The organism is Streptomyces sp. HM190, assembly GCF_009857135.1.
Lineage (GTDB): Bacteria > Actinomycetota > Actinomycetes > Streptomycetales > Streptomycetaceae > Streptomyces > Streptomyces heilongjiangensis.
The window spans coordinates 1,067,333-1,085,966 of record NZ_CP047318.1 but is presented as its reverse complement, the minus strand read 5'-3'; the positions used below and the strand labels follow the sequence as shown (position 1 = coordinate 1,085,966).

Below are 18,634 nucleotides of genomic sequence, written 5' to 3'. Positions count from 1 at the left end.
ACCGCAACGCGGGCTCAGTCCGAGTGCTCAGGCAGCCGGTCGAGAAACTCCCTCTGCGCCGTCACGAGCACCGCGCGGGCCCGCTCCAGGTCGCACCACTCCACGCGGTCCAGTTCGGGGAACTCCTCGATCCGCCCCGACCGGGGCGGCCACTCCATCCGGAAGGTCCCCGGCACCACGGCCGACGTGTCGAGGTCGGCCTCGATCGCCCACACCGTGACGATCTTGCCGTTGGTCTGCCGCACCTCGCCCAGGGGGACCGCCTCCCCGTCCGGCGGCTCCAGCCCCAGCTCCTCCCGGAACTCGCGGCGTGCCGCCTCCCACGCGGGCTCGTCGGGCTCGTACTCGCCCTTCGGCACCGTCCACGCGCCCGCGTCCTTCCGCTCGAAGTACGGGCCGCCCATGTGCCCCAGCAGCACCTCCACGCCGTGCTCGGTGCGGCGGTACAGCAGCAGGCCGGCACTGCGCTTGGACGTCGTCACCGGGTGACCTCCGGGTGTGCGGCGAGCAGGGTCTCGACCGTATCGGCCTCGGCGGGGGTCTTGTCCGGCCGATAGCGGATGACGCGCGCGAAACGGAGGGTGACACCCGCCGGGTAGCGGGTGGAGCGCTGGAGGCCGTCGTAGGCGATCTCGACGACCAGTTCGGGGCGGACGGTCACACCCCAGCCCCTCTCCTCGACGGCCAACTCCCGCAGCCGCTCGGTCTGCCAGGCCAGCAGCGCGTCGGTCATGCCCTTGAAGGTCTTGCCGAGCATCGCGAAGCCGCCGTCGGCGGTGCGCGCGCCGAGGTGCAGGTTGGAGAGCTTGCCGGTGCGCCGTCCGTGGCCCCACTCGGCGGCCAGCACCACCAGGTCGAGGGTGTGCACGGGCTTCACCTTCAGCCAGGAGGCACCGCGCCGCCCCGCGCTGTACGCGGCGTCCAGGGACTTCAGCACGACCCCCTCGTGGCCCCGGGCGAGCGTGTCGGTGAGGAAGCGTTCCGCCTCGGCGAGGTCGTCGGAGCTGTGCACGAGAGTGCGCCGGACCCGCATCGGCTCCGGGACCAGCCGGGCCAGCTCGCTGTGGCGTTCGGTGAACGGCAGGTCGAGAAGGTCCCGGCCGTCCATGGAGAGCGCGTCGAAGAAGACGGGCGCGACGGGCATCTGCTCGGCCGCCGTCGCCACGTCCAGCCGTGAGCCGACCCGCCCGGCGGTCTCCTGGAAGGACCGCGGCCGTCCCGTCGCGTCGAACGCGATCACCTCTCCGTCGAGGATGAACCGCTCGCCCCGCAACTCCAGCACCGCCGCCGTCAGTTCGGGGAGACGGTGGGTGATGTCGTCGAGGGTCCGGGTGTAGAGGCGCACGTCGGAGCCGTCGCGGTGGACCTGGACGCGGATGCCGTCCAGCTTCTCCTCGACCGCGCAGGTGCCCAGCTTCTGCACGGCCTCCCCGACCGAGGAGGCGCTGTGCGCGAGCATCGGCAGGACGGGCCGCCCCACGGTGAGCCGGAACCGCTCCAGGGCCGGCGGGCCGTCCGCGAGCAGCGCCCGCGCCACCGTCTGGAGCGAGCCGGCGAGCATCACCGCCCGGCGTACGCCGGCGGGGGGCGCGCCGGTCGCCGAGGCCAGCCCCTCGACGGCCACCGCGTCGAGCGCGCCCTGCCGGACCTCGCCCGTGAGCAGCCCGAACAGATACCGCTGCTCGACGTCGGTGGCCTGGGCGAGCAACTCGCCCACGAGCCGTCTGCGTCCGGCCTGCGAGCCGGTGCCCGTGACACCGCCGATCTTCGTCAGGCGGGCGTCGACGTCGCGTACCGTCAGGGTGGGCTCGGCAGCGGGCGTGACGTCCTGGTCGAGCACCTTCCAGCCGATGCCGAGACGGCCCTGGGGGAGCCGGCCCGCGAGGTACGGGATGACGATCGGCACGTCCTCGGCGTCCGCCTCCCGGAACAGCTCGGCGAGCAGAGCGGTCTTGCGGGAGCGGGCCGAGGTGGCGGCTACCTGCTGGGACAGGTGGGCTAGCTGGGCGAACAGCATGCAGCCATGGTCCTACGGAGTTCGGCCGGGCGCCTATCGGGTGGGGGCGCTGGGGGTGCGCCGGCGGGTGCGGGTGGCGGGGGCTGGTCACGCGGTTCCCCGTGCCCCTTCGACGGCCCTTCGGGCCGATCGTCCGCGCGGTCCCGCGCCCCCGCTTCCCCCCGCTTCAGGCCGGGCACTGCCTGTCCAGGTCCGTCATCAGGAGGTCTCCGTTGATGGTGGCTCCCGCGCGGTAGCCGGAGGAGGCCGCGTTGACGACCTGTTCGGAGAAGCCCATGGCGTTGCCCGCCGCCCAGACGCCGGGGACCGAGGTCCGGCCGGTCGCGTCGACCACGGGGTACGCGCCGAAGGGGGTCTCGTGGAGGTCGGCGCCCAGGTGTTCGAGGAGGCCGGTCCGGGGGAGCGGACGGGGGGCGACGAAGAGGGCCTGGCGGGGGTGGGTGGTGCCGTCGGCGAGGCGGACGCCGGTGAGGCGGTCGTCCTCGGTCAGCAGGGCCGCCACCTCGCCGGGGACTACTCGGACGCCGGCCGCGGCGAGCCGGCGGAGGTCGTCGTCGGCGAGGTCGCTCTCGAGGACGGTGTGCAGGAACAGGGTGACGTCCTTGGACCACTGGGAGACCATCAGGGCCTGGTGCACGCTCAGGGGGGTGGTGGCGAGCACGCCGAACGCCTGGTCCCGCACCTCCCAGCCGTGGCAGTAGGGGCAGTGCAGAACATCCCGCCCGAAGCGCTCGGCGATCCCGGGGACCGCCGGCAGCTCGTCCTGGAGGCCGGTGGCGACGACGAGGCGCCGGGCGTGGCACGTCCGGCCGTCGTCCAGGGTCACCGTGAAGCCCGCGTCGTCCGCGTCCTCGTCGCGGGTGACGTCGACCGCCCGGCCCCGGACGAGATCGACGCCGTACCGGGCGATCTCCTCGCGGCCCACGGCCAGGAACTCCCCCGGCGGCATGCCGTCCCGCGACAGATAGCCCTGCATGTGGGCGGCGGGCGCGTTGCGTGGCTCCCCGGCGTCGACGACCAGGGTACGCCGCCGGGCCCGGCCGAGGACCAGGGCCGCGGACAGTCCTGCCGCGCCGCCGCCGATCACGATCACTTCGTACTGCTGGGTCATGGTGACCACCTCCACGGAGAAGGTCGCCCGGCAGATGCCGTATTGACAAATGTCTTTGCCGAAACTGCAATAGCGGTATGAGGGAGAACAGTGAGGCGGTGAGCGGGACGGACGAGGTGCTCGCCGGGGTCGGGCCGAGGCTGCGGGCCCTGCGCAAGGAGCGCGAGGTGACGCTCGCGGCCCTGTCGGAGGCGACCGGGATCTCCGTGAGCACCCTCTCCCGGCTGGAGTCGGGGCTGCGCAGGCCCAGCCTGGAGCTGCTGCTGCCGATCGCGCGGGCCCACCAGGTCCCGCTGGACGAACTGGTCGGGGAGCCGCCCGTCGGTGATCCCCGGATCCGGTCCAGGCCGATCGTGCGGCACGGGCGGACGTACTGGCCGCTCACCCGCCAGCCGGGCGGCCTGCAGGCCTTCAAGGTGCGCGTCGAGCCGGAGGGGCAGCAGGTCCCCGATCCGCGCACCCACGAGGGGTACGAATGGCTGTACGTGCTCTCGGGGAGGCTGCGGGTCGTGCTCGGGGAGCACGACGTGGTGATGACCGCCGGGGAGGCCGCCGAGTTCGACACCCGGGTGCCGCACTGGTTCGGGGCGGCGGGCGAGGCACCGGCGGAGTTCCTCAGTCTCTTCGGGCCGCAGGGGGAGCGGATGCACGTCCGGGCCAAGCCCGCCCGCCCGTGACACACGCTCCTGCCCGCCGAGTGTTCCCCGGACGGCAAGCGACCGCTTAGTATGCGGATGTCGGTCGACCCCGGTCCGACGAAGCTGTCACGTGGAGGAACCGCATGCAGGCATGGCACGTGCACGAGAACGGCGAGCCGAGCGAGGTGATGCGGCTCCAGGACGTGGAGCCGCCCACGCCCGGCGACGGCCAGGTCCTGCTGAAAGTGCGCGCCGCGAACATCAACTTCCCGGACGTCCTGATGGCCCGGGGCCTCTACCAGGTCCGCCCGCCGCTGCCGTTCACGCCCGGCGTGGAGATCTGCGGCGAGACCGAGGACGGCCGCCGGGTCATCGCCACCCCGGCACTGCCGTACGGCGGTTTCGCCGAGTACGCCGTGGCGGACGCCGCGGCCCTGCTGCCGGCGCCCGGGGCGCTGGACGACGCGGAGGCCGCCGCCCTGCACATCGGCTACCAGACGGGCTGGTTCGGCCTGCACCGCCGGGCCTGCCTCGAAGCGGGGGAGACACTGCTCGTCCACGCTGCCGCGGGAGGGGTCGGCAGCGCGGCCGTGCAGCTCGGGAAGGCGGCCGGCGCCAGGGTCATCGGGGTCGTCGGTGGCGCCGACAAGGCCGCCGTCGCCCGGGAGCTGGGCTGCGACGTGGTGGTGGACCGGCGGAGCGAGGACGTCGTCTCCGCCGTCAAGGACGCCACCGGGGGCCGGGGCGCCGACGTGATCTACGACCCCGTGGGCGGCGAGGCCTACACGCAGTCGACCAAGGTCGTCGCCTTCGAAGGACGGATCGTGGTCGTCGGGTTCGCCAGTGGGAGCATCCCGAGCCCCGGCCTCAACCACGCCCTCGTCAAGAACTACTCGATCCTCGGCCTGCACTGGGGCCTGTACAACACCAGGAACCCGAAGCTGGTCCAGCACTGCCACGAACAGCTCACCGAACTCGCCGCGCGGGGCGTCGTCAGGCCCCTGGTGAGCGAACGGGTGCCGCTCGACGGGGCCGCGGCCGCCGTCCAGCGCGTCGCGGACGGGGTCACCACCGGCCGGGTCGTCGTGGTGCCCGCACCGGAGAACGGAGCCGCCGCATGACCGACGCAGCCGAACTGAGGCGCCGCACCGCCGCGTTGCTGGCCGCGCACCCGCCCGCCGGCACCGAGCGGCTGGACTTCCTGCGGGCCCGCTTCGACGCCGGGCTCGCCTGGGTGCACTACCCCGAGGGCCTCGGCGGTCTCGGCGCCCCCCGCTCCCTCCAGGCCGTCGTGGACGCGGAGCTGGAGGCGGCCGGCGCCCCCGACAACGACCCGCGGCGCATCGGCATCGGCCTCGGCATGGCCGCCCCGACGATCCTCGCCTACGGCACCGAGGAGCAGAAGCGGCGCTATCTGCGGCCCCTGTGGACCGGGGAGGAGGTCTGGTGCCAGCTGTTCAGCGAGCCCGGAGCCGGATCCGACCTCGCCGCGCTCGGCACCCGCGCCGTCCGTACCGGCGAGGGCGACTGGGTCGTCAACGGGCAGAAGGTCTGGACGTCCAGCGCCCACGTCGCCCGCTGGGCCATCCTCATCGCCCGCACCGACCCGGACGTGCCCAAGCACCAGGGCATCACCTACTTCCTCTGCGACATGACCGACCCCGGCATCGAGGTCCGGCCGCTGCGGCAGATCACCGGCGAGGCCGAGTTCAACGAGGTCTTCCTCACCGACGTCCGCATCCCCGACTCCCGCCGCCTCGGCGACGTCGGCGACGGCTGGAAGGTCGCCCAGACCACCCTCAACAACGAACGCGTCGCCATCGGCGGTATGCGGCTGCCCCGCGAGGGCGGCATGATCGGCCCCGTCTCCAGGACCTGGCGCGAACGGCCCGAACTGCGCACCCACGACCTCCACCAGCGGCTGCTCACGCTGTGGGTCGAGGCCGAGGCCGCCCGCCTCACCGCGGAGCGGCTGCGCCAGCAGCTCGTCGCCGGACAGCCCGGTCCCGAGGGCGCCGGCATGAAGCTCGCCTTCGCCCGCCTCAACCAGGAGATCAGCGGCCTGGAGGTCGAACTCCGCGGCGAGGAGGGCCTGCTGTACGACGACTGGACCATGCGCCGCCCCGAACTGGTCGACTTCGTCGGCCGCGACGCCGGCTACCGCTACCTCCGCTCCAAGGGCAACAGCATCGAGGGCGGGACCACCGAGGTCCTGCTGAACATCGTCGCCGAACGCGTCCTCGGCCTGCCCCCCGAAGCGCGCACCGACAAGGACGTCGCCTGGAAGGACCTGGCCCGATGAGCACCCAGCCCGACCTGCTGTACACGGAGGAGGAAGAGGCGCTCCGCGCGGCCGTCCGCGACCTGCTCGCCGACCACTGCGACGCGGCCGGTGTGATCGCGCGCGTGGAGTCCGACGCCCCGCACGACCTCGCCGCCTGGAAGGCACTGGCCGAGGGCATGGGGCTCGCCGGACTCCTCGTGCCCGAGGACCGGGGCGGCCAGGGCGCCACCCACCGCGAGGCCGCCGTCGTCCTGGAGGAGCTGGGGCGCGCCGTCGCCCCCCTGCCATACCTCACGAGCGCCGTCGTCGCCACCGAGGCCCTGCTGGCCTGCGCCGCCGACGACCTGCTCGCCGAACTGGCCTCCGGCCGCAGGATCGGCGCCCTCGCGGTCGCGCTGAACGTCCCCGCCGGCGGCGCCTACAAGGTCGTACGGTTCGAGGACGGCGCCCTGCACGGCGAGCTGACCGGCATCGCGGACGCGGCCGTCGCCGACGTCCTCCTCCTCCCCGCCGACGACGGCGGCCTGTACGCGGTCGACGCCTCCGCCGCGACCGTCACCCCGCGGCCGTCCCTGGACCTGACCCGGCCGCTGGCTACGGTCACGCTCGACGGGGCGCCCGGCCGCCTCCTCGGCGACGCGGAACCCGCCGTGCGCCGGGCCCTGCGCGCCGGGGCGGGCCTGCTCGCCTCCGAGCAACTCGGGCTCGCCGACTGGACGCTGACCGAGACGGTCCGCTACCTCAAGGAACGCAAGCAGTTCAACCGGCCCGTCGGCGGCTTCCAGGCACTCAAGCACCGGCTGGCGCAGCTGTGGCTGGAGGTCGTCAACCTGCGGGCGGCCGCCCGCAACGCGGCCGACGCGCTCGCCACCTGCAGCGACGACATCGACGTGGCGGTGGCCGTCGCCCAGGCGTTCGCCGCGCCCGTGGCCGTCCACGCGGCCGAGGAGGCACTGCAACTGCACGGCGGCATCGGCATGACCTGGGAGCACCCGGTCCACCTGTACCTCAAGCGGGCCAAGGCCGACGCGATCGCGTACGGCACCGCGGGCGCCCACCGGGAGGCACTGGCCGAACTGGTCGACCTGCGCGCCCCCTGAGCCGCCGTCGGACAGCACCGCGCAAGCGCGCGAGAAGGCCCGCCCCACCAGGGGCGGGCCTTCTCGCGCACCGCGCGCGGGCGGGGTGAACGCACGGCGTACCTCCAGCCAACTCCTGCCCCGTACCTGCTCGTTGCGGGAACGCTGCCCCCATACTCACTGGGTCCCGTACGCGACTCAGGGGAGGCAGCGCATGGCCCTCACCACCCGCCGCAGAGCCCTCACCACCCTCGGTGCCGCACTCGCCGGCCCGCTCGCCCTGCCCGCCGCCGACGCCCTGGCCACGGAGCGGCACGGCCACCGCCCCCGGCCACTGTGGCGGGCCCACGCGCACAACGACTACGAGCACCCACGCCCCCTCCTCGACGCCCTCGACCACCGCTTCGGCAGTGTCGAGGCCGACCTCTTCCTCGTCGGCGGCCACCTCCTCGTCGCCCACGACCCCGAGGACCTCGACCCGGCCCGCACCCTCGAATCCCTCTACCTGGAGCCGCTCGCCGCCCGCGTCCGCGCCCACCACGGCTCCGTGTACCGGGGACACCGCAGGCCGCTGCAGCTCCTCATCGACATCAAGACCGAGGGCGCCGCGACCTATCGGGAACTGGACCGCCGTCTGCGGCGCCACCGCCACCTGTTCACGACGTACGCGCACGGCCGGGTCCGCCCCGGACCGGTGACGGCCGTGATCTCCGGGGACCGCGCCGCCCGCGTCCCCATGGAGGCGCAGACCGAGCGCCACGCCTTCTACGACGGGCGGCTCGCCGACCTGGTGCCGCGGCAGGCAACGTTGCCTGATGCGGCACTAGTGAGCACGACAGCCGCGCCCGCCTCCCTCATCCCGCTGGTCTCCGACAACTGGTCGCTGAACTTCACCTGGCGGGGCGCCGGTCCGTTCCCCGAGGCCGAGCGGGCCAGGCTGCGGGCCGTCGTCTCGACGGCGCACGGACGCGGGCAGCGGGTGCGGTTCTGGGCGACGCCCGACCTGCCGGGCCCCGAACGGGACGCCGTCTGGGGCGAACTCCTCGCCGCCGGCGTGGACCACCTCCACACCGACGACCTCGCGGGCCTCGAAGCCTTCCTCGACACCCACCGGGCGCGCTGACCGCTCCACCGACACCACACGTTCGGCGGACACGTCAGCCGCACGGACCAACCCTCCGCTACGCCACACTTGCGGCCGAATGCTGCGAAGCGGACGTGGCGGAGGAGGTTCGACGATGGCCATTTCCATCTCTGTGGTGCTGCTGCTCGTGATCCTGGCGGCGGTCTTCATGCGCAACGGCGCGCTGAAACTCTCGCACGCCGTCGTCTGTGTGCTGCTCGGGTTCACCATGGCGAGCACGAGCCTGGCGCCGACCATCCACAACGGCATCACCGCGACGGCGGACATCGTCAGCAGCCTCGATCCCTGAGCCGGGGCGCGTGTCCGCACGCCGGCCGTCAGGGGGTGGTGAACACCCCGATCCCGTTCGGCACGGCCCGTTCCTCGCCGGCGCTGGGGTGGTTCCGTACGGTCACGGCGCTCTCGCCGGCGGCACGGGCGACCAGCGTGGAGGAGCCACCGCCGTCCAGGCTGAACACGTCGTCGGCACCCAGCCCCCGCATCACCTCCGCGACCTCGGCGACGGTCAGGCCGGACCGGTGGGCGGGGGCGCCGTCCAGGGCGAGCAGCAGCAGCCGGTGGCCGTCCTCGGCGACACCGGCGGCCGTGCGTACGGCCGAGACCGTGTCGTCGATCCCCGGCAGCGGCCGGCCCGCCCGCAGCAGCGGGTGGCCGCCGAGCGCGAAGGTGTAGGCGGTGCCGCTCGTCGCCGCCACCAGCCGGTGCCGCACCTGGACGGGGTCGCCGGGGGAGAGCGTGCGCAGCCACCGGGCGCCCGCCTCGCGGCCGACGAGGACCGTGGCGCCGGCCGCGACGGCCCCACTGCCGGGTGCGGGCGCGACGGAGACCACCCGGCCGTCGGCGACCAGCACCTCGTGGACGTCGGTGCTGCACGGTGCCGCCCGGTCGGTGTCGGTGCCGCACACGGCCCGCATCCGGGAGACGGTGCCCCAGTCTGAGGTGAACGCGCCGACGGAACCGACGGGCAGGGCGTACTGGTTGAGGCCGCCGAGCGGGCGGACGCCCCCGGCGGTGGTGACGGAGCCGTCGAGGGCGATGCGGTCGAGGCGGGCCACGCCGTCGGCCGTGACGCCGAGCACGTCCTTGGTGCTGGTACCGGGTGGCGGGGCCGGGCCGAAGCGCTGGCCGTCGGGCACGGCCGCCTTGAGAGCCTGCCCGCGGGCGATCGCCGGGCCCACGGACGCGCCCGTCGCCGCGACACCGGGGTGCTGGACCTCGGTGATGTGGAAGAAGTCGCCGTTCACCCCGGCCACGGCGCCCGCGGCGGTGGCCATCCGGGACACGGTCTGCCGGGCGGCCACCGCGCCCGGGTATAGCAGGCCGACGCCCACCCGGCGGTCGCGCAGGTCGACACTCAGCACATGCGCGTGCGCCACACCCTGCGCGCCCGTCACGTCGAACTCGGTGTACGCGACGCCCGGCGCGAGCTCCGCGGACCGCGGCGCGCCGGTGGCCGGCGCCGCCCCCACGAGGGCCGCGCCGGTGAGCACGCTCCACGCCGCGAGAGCCGTCAGTACCGTTCTGAGCCGTCCGCCACGACGTGTCACGGTGCCCCCTGATGTCTCGTCAACCGTCCCAGGACCCAGGGGAAGTGCACCAGACGACTACCGGCCGGGCGGCCCCTCAGGGCCGACGACGCGGGAACGGATCAGGAATCGCACTCCTTCGGGCGCCTCCAGGGAGAAGCCACTGCCGCGGCCGGGGACGACGTCGACGATGAGCCGGGTGTGACTCCACACCTCGTACTGGCCGCGGGACATCCAGAAGCCCACCGCCTCGTCGACCCCGTCGACCCGCAGTTCCGCGAGGAGGACGTCCGAGTCGCCCGTGCGGAACTCGCCGTCGGGGTAGCACATGGGGGCGCTGCCGTCGCAGCAGCCGCCCGACTGGTGGAACATCAGCGGGCCGTGGGCCGCCCGCAGCCGCCGCACCAGGGCGGCGGCCGCGGGGGTCAGCTCTACACGCGGGACCACATCCATGACCGCAGTCAACGCCTCGTCAGGTTGCGAGGACGTTGCGTGCCGGGACGCCGGAGAGACCGGTCGCGGTCAGACCGGCACCGCGTCCGCTCCCGAAGTCCGCGGACGGGGAGGCCCCTGGGGGGCGGTGCCTCCGCGAGGGCCGGGGCTCCTCGGCCGGGGCTCCTCGGCCGAGGGGACGTCAGGCGCCGGGCGTCCAGCCGGCCAGCCAGTCCGCGACCTCCTGGTCGGCTGCCTGCGCGTCGGTCAGATGCGGGCGGTCTCCGCTCGGGCCGCCCGCGCCGGGGCCCTGGTTCCGGTACTCGGCGAAGCGGTCGTCCTTCCACGAGAAGCCGCTCATGTCGGTCCACGGCGTGGTCTTCACGGCGGCGCTGAGGGTGGTGTTGCGGACCGTCGTCTGCGGGTCGAGGGAGGCGTCGCCGCCCGCGTGCCAGGGGCGCCCGAGGTAGAAGCTCCGGTCGGCGACGTCGCCGTTGACGGTGGAGTTGGCGATCAGGATGCCCTTGCGGCCCGCGGCCGTGCTCGGGGCGGTGACGTAACCGGCGGAGGTGCCGTTCCAGCGCTTCTTGAGGGTGATGACCGACCGGTCGATGACGGCCGTGGCCCGGCCGAAGATGAAGTCGACGTTGCCGATGACGTAGGAGTTCGTGACGTGGACGCGGCCCAGCCGGTCCTTCGACGCCGTGTCGAGCAGCAGGGTGTCCTGGTCGCCCGTGACGATCACGCCGTCGAGGACGACCTTGTCGGCGGCGGTGCGCAGGGCGACCGCCTGGTGGCCGCTGAGGGACTGGTTGGCGGCCTCGTCGAAGTCGTTGGAGATCGTCAGGTTGCGGGCCTGGAAGTCGTCGGCCTCGACGGCGACGGTGGCGCTGCCGCCGGTGCCGTAGGTGCCGCCGCCCGGCTTGGGCGTGCCGGCGGCGTTGTTGTAGACGATCACGGTGTCCTTGCGGCTGCCGCCGGAGCCCTGGATGGTGACGTGCGGCTTGTTGGACGGGACCTTCACGAGTTCCCGGTAGGTGCCCGGCCCGACGGAGATGATCACCCGTGCGGGGTTGTTCGCGGGCACCGCGTCGACGGCCTTCTGCACGCTGGTGAACTGGCCGCTGCCGTCCTTGGCCACGGTGAGCGTGGTGGCCGCGGCCGCCTTCGTCGCGGTCGTCGTCCCGATCGAACTCCTCGGTCCGGCACCGGTCTTGAGCAGAGCGGGCACATCGGCCGCCTTGTCGGGGGTGTACGGGTAGTACGCCCGGGGGTCGAAGGCGGTGCCGCCGCTCTCGTTGCGGCCGGAGGTACCGGAGAAGACGTTGCCGCGCTGGACCAGGGACGCCGTCGCGTCCTTCGTCACCGGGTTGCGCATGCCCTGGAAGTAGCTGTTCTCCAGGAGCATCCTGGTGTTGCCGCGCGCGTAGTTGCCGTACGACGACGCGATGTCCGTGCCGGCCACGTCCTCCAGGAAGTTGTTGTACAGGTGCGCGTGGGCCACGTTGTCGGTGGACGGGTTGCGTTGCTCGGTCTCCCGGAACCAGTTGTGGTGGATCGTCAGGTCGGCGGTGGTGTTCGTGGTCCAGCCGATGCCGAACGTCTTGTTGTTCTGGCTCAGCTTGTTCCAGGACACCGTGACGTAGGTGGTGTCCTTGCGGCTGTCGATCAGGCCGTCCGCCATGTTCCGTAGGTCGTTGTGGTCGATCCAGACGTGGTGGGCGCCGTCCATCTGGATCGCGTCGAAGTCGTGGTCCTTGTCGTTCCAGACGCCCTGGTAGGAGTCCCGGATCGTCAGGTTGCGGATGATGACGTTGTGCACGCCGGGGCCCAGGAAGAAGCCGCCTCCGACGATGTGCCCGGACGTCCCCGCGCCCACGATCGTCTTGTCCGAGGCGACCTTGATCTCCTTGCCCACCGGGTTCATGGCGATCGTCCCGGCGACCACGATGACGTACGGCTCGGCGGCCGTCGCGTACCTCTCCAGGTCCGCTAGGGTCCGCACGGTGACCGTTCTGCCGTCACGGCCGCCGTAGGTGCCCTTCTGACCGAGGGCGTCCACCGAGGCGAAACCGTCGGCGGTCTCCGTGGCCCAGGCGGGGTCGGCCGCGGCGGCGAGCGGCCGGGCGTCCTCGGCGGACGCGCCGAAGGCGGAGCCGTACGTCATGGTGCCGGCGGCGGTCAGGGCCAGGGGAAGCCCGACCAGGAACGCCGTCCTCCTCCTGCGGTGCCGGGCCTTGCTGCGGATCTCCGTCACGAGTCGCTTCCGTTCCGTGTGGGGGATGGTCGGTCAGCCGAGCAGTCGCCGCCGGGCGGGAAGAGGTTGCCGCCCCTCCGGGCGGATTCCGGCCAACCGGGAAAGGCCCCGACGGATCAGGGCAGTTGGCCGGATCCGATCGGTGCCGGAGGTGCGGGGATCCCCGAGGGTGACACGTGTGTGCCGGTCGCCTCCGACCAGTCACAGCAGTACATCGATTTCGTTGGTCACTTGACTACCGGGCGTCACACGCGATTGGCTCCGCCCAGCGAAAGTCAGCCAGTCGCCGCACGTCAGCGCGGTGCACGTGGCGTCTTCGCCTCTCCCGACGTCCCGCCCTGGCCGCACAGCGAGGTGCCGCACCCCCATGACCCCAGCCCCCGCCGCCCGCCGTTCCTCCCTGCTGTCGCGCGCCGCGGCCCTCGCCGCCGCCGTCTGCCTCACCGTCACCGGATGCTCCGTCCTCACGGGATCCGACTCCGGCGCGGGCGACGGAACGTCGGGCGGAAGCGGGATGAGAATCGCCCTCATCGCCCACGGGGCGGAGGGGGACGCCTTCTGGGACCGGGTGCGCAAGGGAGCGGAGGCCGCGGCGGCCAAGGACAGCGTCGACCTGACCTTCGTCAGCGACCCCGACGCCGCGGCCCAGGCGAAACTGGTGCGGGACGCGACCGCCGACAAGGTCGACGGCATCGCGGTGACCCTCGCCAAGCCCCGGGCCATGCGCGCCGCGGTCGCCGAGGCCCGCGCGGCCGGCATACCCGTCGTCGCCCTCAACTCCGGTATCGACGCCTGGCGGGCCCAGGGCCTGCTGGGCTTCTACGGCCAGGACGAGTCCGTCGCCGGACGGGCGCTCGGCAGGGAACTGGACGCCCGCGGCGCCCGGCACGCCGTCTGCGTCGTCCACGAACGCGGCAATGTCGCCCTGGAGGCCCGCTGCGCCGGTGTCCGCAAGACGTTCGGCGGACAGACCGAGAACCTCTACGTCGACGGCGCCGACATGGACCAGGTGACCGGCGTGATCGCCGCGAAGCTCCGCCAGGACCCCTCCATCGACCAGGTCGTGACCCTCGGCGCGCAGTACGCGCTCGCCGCCGTCGAGTCCGTCGAGGACGCGGGGGACCGGGCCGAGGTCGCCACCTTCGACCTCAACGCGGACCTGGTCAAGGCCGTCCGGAGCGGTGCCGTGCAGTTCGCCGTGGACCAGCAGCCGTACCTCCAGGGCTACCTCGCGGTCGACGGGCTCTGGCTCCACCGCACCAACGGCAACGTCAGCGGCGGCGGCGTGGAACCGGTGCTCACCGGTCCCGCGTTCGTGACCAGGAAGAACATCGCCGGGATCGAGAAGTTCGCCGCGAACGGCACCCGATGACGCGATGCCGACGACCCGCCTGGCCCCGAGGCGAGCGGCACGCACACCGGGCCCGCGGCCCGCACGCGTCCGCCGCGCACACCGAACGGAACCCTCCGTTCGGGCACAGGTTCACCACGGATCCCAACCATCCGGAACGGTCCGGTAACGGCGGCACCAAGCTTTCGACCACCCCGGACGCGCGCGTTCACTTGTGCGGATAACATCCTGCGCATCCCCTGTGCACCGTACGGACGGGTGACCACCCACCACCCGCGGCCGACGAAGCCCCGCCCCCGCAACCGCCCGCTCCCCGCAACCGCCCAAGGACGACGATGCCCCCAAGGACCGGCGCCCGGCGCCGTCTCGGCTCCATACGTCTCTCGCTGATCCTGCTGGCTCTCATCCCCAGCGTCACGCTCACCGCGAGCTGGGCCATGACGACGACGCAGATGTTCTCCGAGGGGCTGCGGCTGCGGGCGCAGACGGGGCTCAGCAAGTCCACCGGGGCCATGGGCACCGACGCCACCCTGGCCCTCCAGCGGGAGCGCGCCCTCTCCGCCGCCTACATGGCCGCCCCCGGCAGCTCCAGGACGGCCCTGGAGGAACAGCGCGGGAAGACGGACGCCGCGGTCGCCCGGCTCGCCGCGAAGGCGGACGCCATCGAGGACGCCCCCGACCGCATCGGCGAGCGGCTGTACTCGGTGATGGCCGGCTCCGGCAGCCTGGAGTACTACCGCGGCCAGGTGGACAACCCCACCGACATCACCCCCGAGCAGATCCTCGACCAGTACAGCGAGATCATCGACGGCCAGATCCACGCCTTCCAGGAGCTGTCCCAGGTCGACGACGGCGACCTCACCTCCCGGGCCGGCCCGCTCGTCACCCTCGAACAGGCCGCGGAGCTGGTCTCCCAGGAGGACGCCCTCCTCACCCTGAACTGGCCCGCCGGGGAACTCGACGACGCCTCCCGCGAGCGTTTCGCGCAGGTGGTCAACGCCCGGCGCTGGCTCGTCGACAACCAGCTCGTGCCCTCCCTCGAAGGGGAGGTCAAGAGCGAGGTCGAGCGCATCGTCCAGGACAAGGACTGGCAGAACCTCCAGGCGGTCGAGGACCAGGTCCTCGCCGCCCACGCCACCGGCACCGGCAAGGACCGCCGGACCGCCCTCCCCGACTCCCGGGACCGCTGGGACACCGCCCTGGACGGTCTCACCGTCCAGTACGAGAAGCTGATCCGGGAACAGACCCGCGCCCTGCTGGACCGCAGCGGCGAGGAGGCCCGCGGGCTGCTCATCAAGGCGGGTTCGCTCAGCGCCGCCGGACTCGCCGCGCTGCTGCTGTGCGTCGTGATGTCCTGGCGCATCACCCGCTCCCTGTCGCTGCGGCTGCGGGGCCTGCGGACCGCCACCCTCAGCCTCGCCCAGGAACGGCTGCCCGACGTCGTCGCCCGCCTGGAGCGCGGCGAGAAGATCGACGTCGACACGGCGGCGGCCCCGCTGGACTACGGCACCGACGAACTCGGGCAGGTGGCCAAGGCGTTCAACACCGCCCAGCGCACCGCCGTGCACACCGCCGTCGAACTCGCCGACACCCGGCGCGGCTTCCAGCGCGTCATCCTCGGCATCGCCCGGCAGAGCCAGAACCTGGTCAACCTCCAGCTCGCCAAGCTCGACGAACTGGAGCGCCGGCACCAGGACCCGGAGATCCTCAAGGGCCTGTACGAGCTGGACTCCACCGCGAGCCAGCTGCGCCGCTACGAGGAGAACCTCGTCATCATCAGCGGCGAGCGGCCCGGCCGTACCTGGACCGAGCCGGTCGCGCTGATCGACATCCTGCGCAGCGCCGTCGGCGAGGTCGCCCAGTACCAGCGGGTCGAGGTGCACACCGAGGACGACGTGTGGATCGCCCCGCCCGCCGTGGCCGACGTGATCCACCTCCTCGCCGAGCTGATCGACAACGCCACCTCCTACTCGCCGGCCCCCAGCCCCGTGAGCGTGCGCGCGGCGATCGTCGCGAAGGGCCTCGCCCTGGAGGTCGAGGACCGCGGGCTCGGCATGTCCGAGGAGGACTACGAGGCGTTCAACGCCCAGCTGGCGGTACCGCCGCAGTTCGACGTGGTGGCCCTCGCCGACGACCTCCGGCTCGGCATGTTCGTCGTCGCCCGCCTCGCCACCCGGCACGGCATCGGCGTCACCCTGCGGGCCTCGCCGTACGGGGGCACCACCGCGATCGTGCTGATCCCGCACGACATCGTCGTCCACGAGGCCCCCGAACCGGAGACGGACGGCTCCGACGAGGAGCAGCCGCCCGCGCGGTCCTCGCTGGTGGCCCGGCGGGTCGCCGCCGCCGAGCCCGCATCCGTACCGGCCGAGCCCGAGCCGGAGGACCGGCCCGCGGCGCGCCCCCGGACCCAGGAGACCCCGGTCGCGAACGGCACCAGGAGCGCGGCCCGCACGTCCTCGGCCCGCACGTCCTCGGCCCGCACGTCCTCGGCCCGTCCGAACGGCGGCCGGATCCCCCTGCCCCGGCGGGTGCCGCAGACCAGCCTGGTGGACGAACTGAAGGAGGAGTCGGCGCCCTGCCCCGACGGGGTGGAGGACGACGACTTCACGGCCGAACGAGCCGCCTCCTCGCTCGCCGGATTCCAGCGCGGAACCCTTCAGGCACGTGACGACGGGGCGGAACCCGAGTACGGACGGGAGGAGGAAACCGCGTCCGCCGACCCGGGGGACAGGATCCCCGCCCCCGGCACCTGACGTCCCCATCGACTACCCCGCCGCAGCCCGCTCATGAAGGACACACAGATGACACGCCCCACCCCCGCCACCCACAGCCAGCTCGACCAGCTGCTCACCGGACTGGTGGACCGGGTCGCCGAGGTCGACCACGCCGTCGTGCTCTCCGAGGACGGGCTGGTCGTCAGCAAGTCCACCGCGTTCCTGCGTGACGACGCCGAGCGGCTGGCGGCGACCGCGTCCGGGCTGATGAGCCTCAGCAAGGGCGTCAGCATGGACTTCCGCGGCGGTCCCGTGCGCCAGCTGCTCATAGAGATGGGCAACGCCTTCCTCATCCTCACCAACGCCGGGCCCGGTGCCAACCTCGCCGTGCTCACCCGGCAGGGCGCCGACGTCGGCGTGGTGGCGTACCAGATGAACATGCTGGTGAAGAAGATCGGCGAGCACCTCAGCGCGGCCCCCCGCGCGGGCGTGGTCGTCGCGGACAGCGGCGAGTGAGGTGAACGGAGGCGACGCGGCGGGCCGGCTGGTCCGCCCGTTCACCCTGACCGGCGGCCGGACCAGACCGAGTCGGAGCGACTTCACCCTCATCACCACGGTGACGGCGGTGGACCCGCAGCCCGTCGGCGGCCCCCGGCCGCAGCCCGAGCACACCCGGATCCTCAGACTCTGCGCCAAGCCGATCGTGGTGGCGGAGCTGGCCACCGGGCTCGACCTTCCGGTGAGCGTGGTGGCGATCATGCTCTGCGACCTCCTGGAGGCGGGCCGGATCACCGTACGGCAGCCGCGGCTGATCTCCCGCACACCCGACCTGGACCTGCTGAAGAAAGTGAGGGACGGCCTTGGCCGCCTCTGACCCCACCCCTGCGGGGACGCCGGCTCCCGACGCGGTGAAGATACTCATCGCCGGCGGGTTCGGCGTCGGCAAGACGACCATGGTCGGGTCGGTCAGCGAGATCGTCCCGCTGCGCACCGAGGAGCCCCTCACCACGGCGGGACTCGGCGTCGACGACCTCGACGGCATCCCCGACAAGCAGGCCACCACGGTGGCCCTCGACTTCGGACGCATCACCATCGGGGACGACCTGGTGCTGTACCTGTTCGGTACGCCCGGACAGCAGCGGTTCTGGTTCATGTGGAACGACCTGGCGATCGGCGCGCTCGGCGCGGTGGTCCTCGTGGACGTCCGCAGACCCGAGTCGAGCTTCGCCGCGATCGACTTCTTCGAACGCCGGAAGATCCCGTTCGTCGTCGGCGTCAACGGCTTCTACGGCGAGCACCCCTACGAACCGGACGAGATCCGCGAGGCGCTGGCCCTGCCCGAGCACACCCCGGTGCTCCTGTTCGACGCCCGCGAACGCGCCTCCTGCCGGGACGTGCTGATCGGCCTGCTGGACCAGCTGATCGCGACATCGGCCCGCTGAGCGGGCAGGGCGCGCGGCGTCGCGGTGCTCAGGGGCGGACCTCCTCGCGGACGAGGCCGGAGACGTGGTCGGTGATGGTGTCGAGGATGCTCGTCCAGGTCGTGTCGTCGCCCAGGACCAGGAAGTTGAGGGTGAGGCCGTCCGTCATGGCGGCCAGGTAGCGGGCCAGGACGGGGACCGGCACGGTCAGTTCGAAGTCCATCGCGCACCGCAGGTGCTCGATCAGTTCGGTGTACGTGTCGCGGTACATCTCGTACTGGCGCCGTGCCAGGTGCTCGAACCCGGGCTCCCGCAGGGCGTACTGGGTCAGCTCGTAGGTGAGCATGTGCTCGCCCGGGTGGGCGGACACGTGGTCCCAGTACGCCTGGAACCCGGCCCGGACGGTCTCCCCGAGCGTCTCCCGGGGCCGGATCGCCTCCCGCACCAGCGCCACGTAGTGGTCCGTGATGGTGGTGATGACGGACTCGATCAGTTCCTGCTTCGAGGCGAAGCAGTAGTGGAAGACGCTCAGGGACACGCCTGCCTCGGCCGCGATGGACCGGGTCGTCGTCCTCGGGACGCCGTCCCGGGTCATCGCGCGGATCGCCGCTTCGGTCAGCTGTCTGCGGCGTTCGGCCGACGGCAGGCGTGCCATGT

18 protein-coding genes are annotated in these 18,634 nt (G+C 72.8%); 11 read left to right on the top strand and 7 right to left on the bottom strand.

Annotation, left to right across the window (positions count from 1 at the left end; genetic code table 11):
- Positions 1-14 precede the first annotated feature (14 nt).
- The 3 genes from GSY65_RS04090 to GSY65_RS04080 form a co-directional block, all read right to left on the bottom strand.
- The gene (locus tag GSY65_RS04090; protein ID WP_159765997.1) at positions 15-482 is read right to left on the bottom strand and encodes an NUDIX domain-containing protein; all 468 of its coding nucleotides are present in this window, start codon (positions 480-482) and stop codon (positions 15-17) included.
- Positions 479-2,017, bottom strand: a complete 1,539-nt coding sequence (locus tag GSY65_RS04085; protein WP_159765996.1) for an ATP-dependent DNA ligase — start codon at positions 2,015-2,017, stop codon at positions 479-481. The genes GSY65_RS04090 and GSY65_RS04085 overlap by 4 nt, the downstream gene beginning before the upstream one ends.
- A 166-nt stretch (positions 2,018-2,183) precedes the next feature.
- A complete protein-coding gene (locus tag GSY65_RS04080) occupies positions 2,184-3,128 on the bottom strand; it encodes an NAD(P)/FAD-dependent oxidoreductase (RefSeq protein WP_159765995.1) in 945 nt (314 codons plus the stop codon).
- Positions 3,129-3,205: 77 nt separating this feature from the next.
- On the opposite strand from GSY65_RS04080, the gene GSY65_RS04075 reads away from it, so the two are divergent.
- The 6 genes from GSY65_RS04075 to GSY65_RS04050 all read left to right on the top strand — a co-directional run bounded on the left by GSY65_RS04075 (position 3,206) and on the right by GSY65_RS04050 (position 8,562).
- Positions 3,206-3,805 carry a helix-turn-helix domain-containing protein gene (locus GSY65_RS04075; RefSeq protein ID WP_201452450.1) on the top strand — a complete coding sequence of 200 codons (600 nt, stop codon included), beginning with the start codon at positions 3,206-3,208 and terminating at the stop codon, positions 3,803-3,805.
- Between the two features lie 104 nt (positions 3,806-3,909).
- Complete coding sequence (locus GSY65_RS04070; RefSeq protein ID WP_159765994.1) at positions 3,910-4,887, top strand: NADPH:quinone oxidoreductase family protein; 978 nt, start codon at positions 3,910-3,912, stop codon at positions 4,885-4,887.
- Positions 4,884-6,068, top strand: a complete 1,185-nt coding sequence (locus GSY65_RS04065; RefSeq protein WP_159765993.1) for an acyl-CoA dehydrogenase family protein — start codon at positions 4,884-4,886, stop codon at positions 6,066-6,068. Before GSY65_RS04070 ends, GSY65_RS04065 begins: the two co-directional genes overlap by 4 nt.
- Positions 6,065-7,150: an acyl-CoA dehydrogenase family protein gene (locus GSY65_RS04060; RefSeq protein WP_159765992.1), complete on the top strand. Its 1,086-nt coding sequence runs from the start codon at positions 6,065-6,067 to the stop codon at positions 7,148-7,150. Before GSY65_RS04065 ends, GSY65_RS04060 begins: the two co-directional genes overlap by 4 nt.
- A gap of 193 nt (positions 7,151-7,343) precedes the next feature.
- Positions 7,344-8,252, top strand: a complete 909-nt coding sequence (locus GSY65_RS04055) for a phosphatidylinositol-specific phospholipase C/glycerophosphodiester phosphodiesterase family protein (RefSeq protein WP_159765991.1) — start codon at positions 7,344-7,346, stop codon at positions 8,250-8,252.
- A gap of 115 nt (positions 8,253-8,367) precedes the next feature.
- A complete protein-coding gene (locus GSY65_RS04050; RefSeq protein WP_159765990.1) occupies positions 8,368-8,562 on the top strand; it encodes a hypothetical protein in 195 nt (64 codons plus the stop codon).
- 28 nt (positions 8,563-8,590) lie between these two features.
- Here the strand turns inward: GSY65_RS04050 and GSY65_RS04045 are convergent, their stop codons facing one another.
- The 3 genes from GSY65_RS04045 to GSY65_RS04035 all read right to left on the bottom strand — a co-directional run bounded on the left by GSY65_RS04045 (position 8,591) and on the right by GSY65_RS04035 (position 12,488).
- Complete coding sequence (locus GSY65_RS04045) at positions 8,591-9,820, bottom strand: phosphodiester glycosidase family protein (RefSeq protein WP_443043198.1); 1,230 nt, start codon at positions 9,818-9,820, stop codon at positions 8,591-8,593.
- A gap of 57 nt (positions 9,821-9,877) precedes the next feature.
- Positions 9,878-10,252, bottom strand: coding sequence for a DUF779 domain-containing protein (locus GSY65_RS04040; RefSeq protein WP_159765989.1), 375 nt, complete (start codon positions 10,250-10,252; stop codon positions 9,878-9,880).
- Positions 10,253-10,433: 181 nt separating this feature from the next.
- Positions 10,434-12,488, bottom strand: coding sequence for a pectinesterase family protein (locus tag GSY65_RS04035; RefSeq protein ID WP_159765988.1), 2,055 nt, complete (start codon positions 12,486-12,488; stop codon positions 10,434-10,436).
- Positions 12,489-12,855: 367 nt separating this feature from the next.
- On the opposite strand from GSY65_RS04035, the gene GSY65_RS04030 reads away from it, so the two are divergent.
- The 5 genes from GSY65_RS04030 to GSY65_RS04010 all read left to right on the top strand — a co-directional run bounded on the left by GSY65_RS04030 (position 12,856) and on the right by GSY65_RS04010 (position 17,998).
- Positions 12,856-13,860, top strand: a complete 1,005-nt coding sequence (locus GSY65_RS04030; RefSeq protein WP_159765987.1) for a substrate-binding domain-containing protein — start codon at positions 12,856-12,858, stop codon at positions 13,858-13,860.
- Positions 13,861-14,174: 314 nt separating this feature from the next.
- The gene (locus tag GSY65_RS04025; protein ID WP_159765986.1) at positions 14,175-16,595 is read left to right on the top strand and encodes a sensor histidine kinase; all 2,421 of its coding nucleotides are present in this window, start codon (positions 14,175-14,177) and stop codon (positions 16,593-16,595) included.
- 48 nt (positions 16,596-16,643) lie between these two features.
- On the top strand, positions 16,644-17,072 hold the full coding sequence (locus tag GSY65_RS04020) for a roadblock/LC7 domain-containing protein (protein ID WP_159765985.1): 429 nt from the start codon (positions 16,644-16,646) through the stop codon (positions 17,070-17,072).
- Between the two features lies 1 nt (position 17,073).
- The gene (locus GSY65_RS04015) at positions 17,074-17,430 is read left to right on the top strand and encodes a DUF742 domain-containing protein (protein WP_159765984.1); all 357 of its coding nucleotides are present in this window, start codon (positions 17,074-17,076) and stop codon (positions 17,428-17,430) included.
- Positions 17,417-17,998 (top strand): GTP-binding protein, encoded by a 582-nt coding sequence (locus tag GSY65_RS04010; protein ID WP_159765983.1) that lies wholly within the window; start codon positions 17,417-17,419, stop codon positions 17,996-17,998. Before GSY65_RS04015 ends, GSY65_RS04010 begins: the two co-directional genes overlap by 14 nt.
- Positions 17,999-18,026: 28 nt before the next feature.
- Here GSY65_RS04010 and GSY65_RS04005 read toward each other — a convergent pair whose 3' ends face one another.
- Positions 18,027-18,632, bottom strand: a complete 606-nt coding sequence (locus GSY65_RS04005; RefSeq protein ID WP_159765982.1) for a TetR/AcrR family transcriptional regulator — start codon at positions 18,630-18,632, stop codon at positions 18,027-18,029.
- Positions 18,633-18,634 lie beyond the last annotated feature (2 nt).

Coding starts and splice junctions, on each gene's coding strand:
- GSY65_RS04085 (WP_159765996.1), bottom strand. CDS start 2,017: ATGCTGTTCGCCCAGCTAGCCCACCTGTCCCAGCAGGTAGCCGCCACC.
- GSY65_RS04080 (WP_159765995.1), bottom strand. CDS start 3,128: ATGACCCAGCAGTACGAAGTGATCGTGATCGGCGGCGGCGCGGCAGGA.
- GSY65_RS04075 (WP_201452450.1), top strand. CDS start 3,206: ATGAGGGAGAACAGTGAGGCGGTGAGCGGGACGGACGAGGTGCTCGCC.
- GSY65_RS04070 (WP_159765994.1), top strand. CDS start 3,910: ATGCAGGCATGGCACGTGCACGAGAACGGCGAGCCGAGCGAGGTGATG.
- GSY65_RS04065 (WP_159765993.1), top strand. CDS start 4,884: ATGACCGACGCAGCCGAACTGAGGCGCCGCACCGCCGCGTTGCTGGCC.
- GSY65_RS04060 (WP_159765992.1), top strand. CDS start 6,065: ATGAGCACCCAGCCCGACCTGCTGTACACGGAGGAGGAAGAGGCGCTC.
- GSY65_RS04055 (WP_159765991.1), top strand. CDS start 7,344: ATGGCCCTCACCACCCGCCGCAGAGCCCTCACCACCCTCGGTGCCGCA.
- GSY65_RS04050 (WP_159765990.1), top strand. CDS start 8,368: ATGGCCATTTCCATCTCTGTGGTGCTGCTGCTCGTGATCCTGGCGGCG.
- GSY65_RS04040 (WP_159765989.1), bottom strand. CDS start 10,252: ATGGATGTGGTCCCGCGTGTAGAGCTGACCCCCGCGGCCGCCGCCCTG.
- GSY65_RS04030 (WP_159765987.1), top strand. CDS start 12,856: ATGACCCCAGCCCCCGCCGCCCGCCGTTCCTCCCTGCTGTCGCGCGCC.
- GSY65_RS04025 (WP_159765986.1), top strand. CDS start 14,175: ATGCCCCCAAGGACCGGCGCCCGGCGCCGTCTCGGCTCCATACGTCTC.
- GSY65_RS04020 (WP_159765985.1), top strand. CDS start 16,644: ATGACACGCCCCACCCCCGCCACCCACAGCCAGCTCGACCAGCTGCTC.
- GSY65_RS04005 (WP_159765982.1), bottom strand. CDS start 18,632: ATGGCACGCCTGCCGTCGGCCGAACGCCGCAGACAGCTGACCGAAGCG.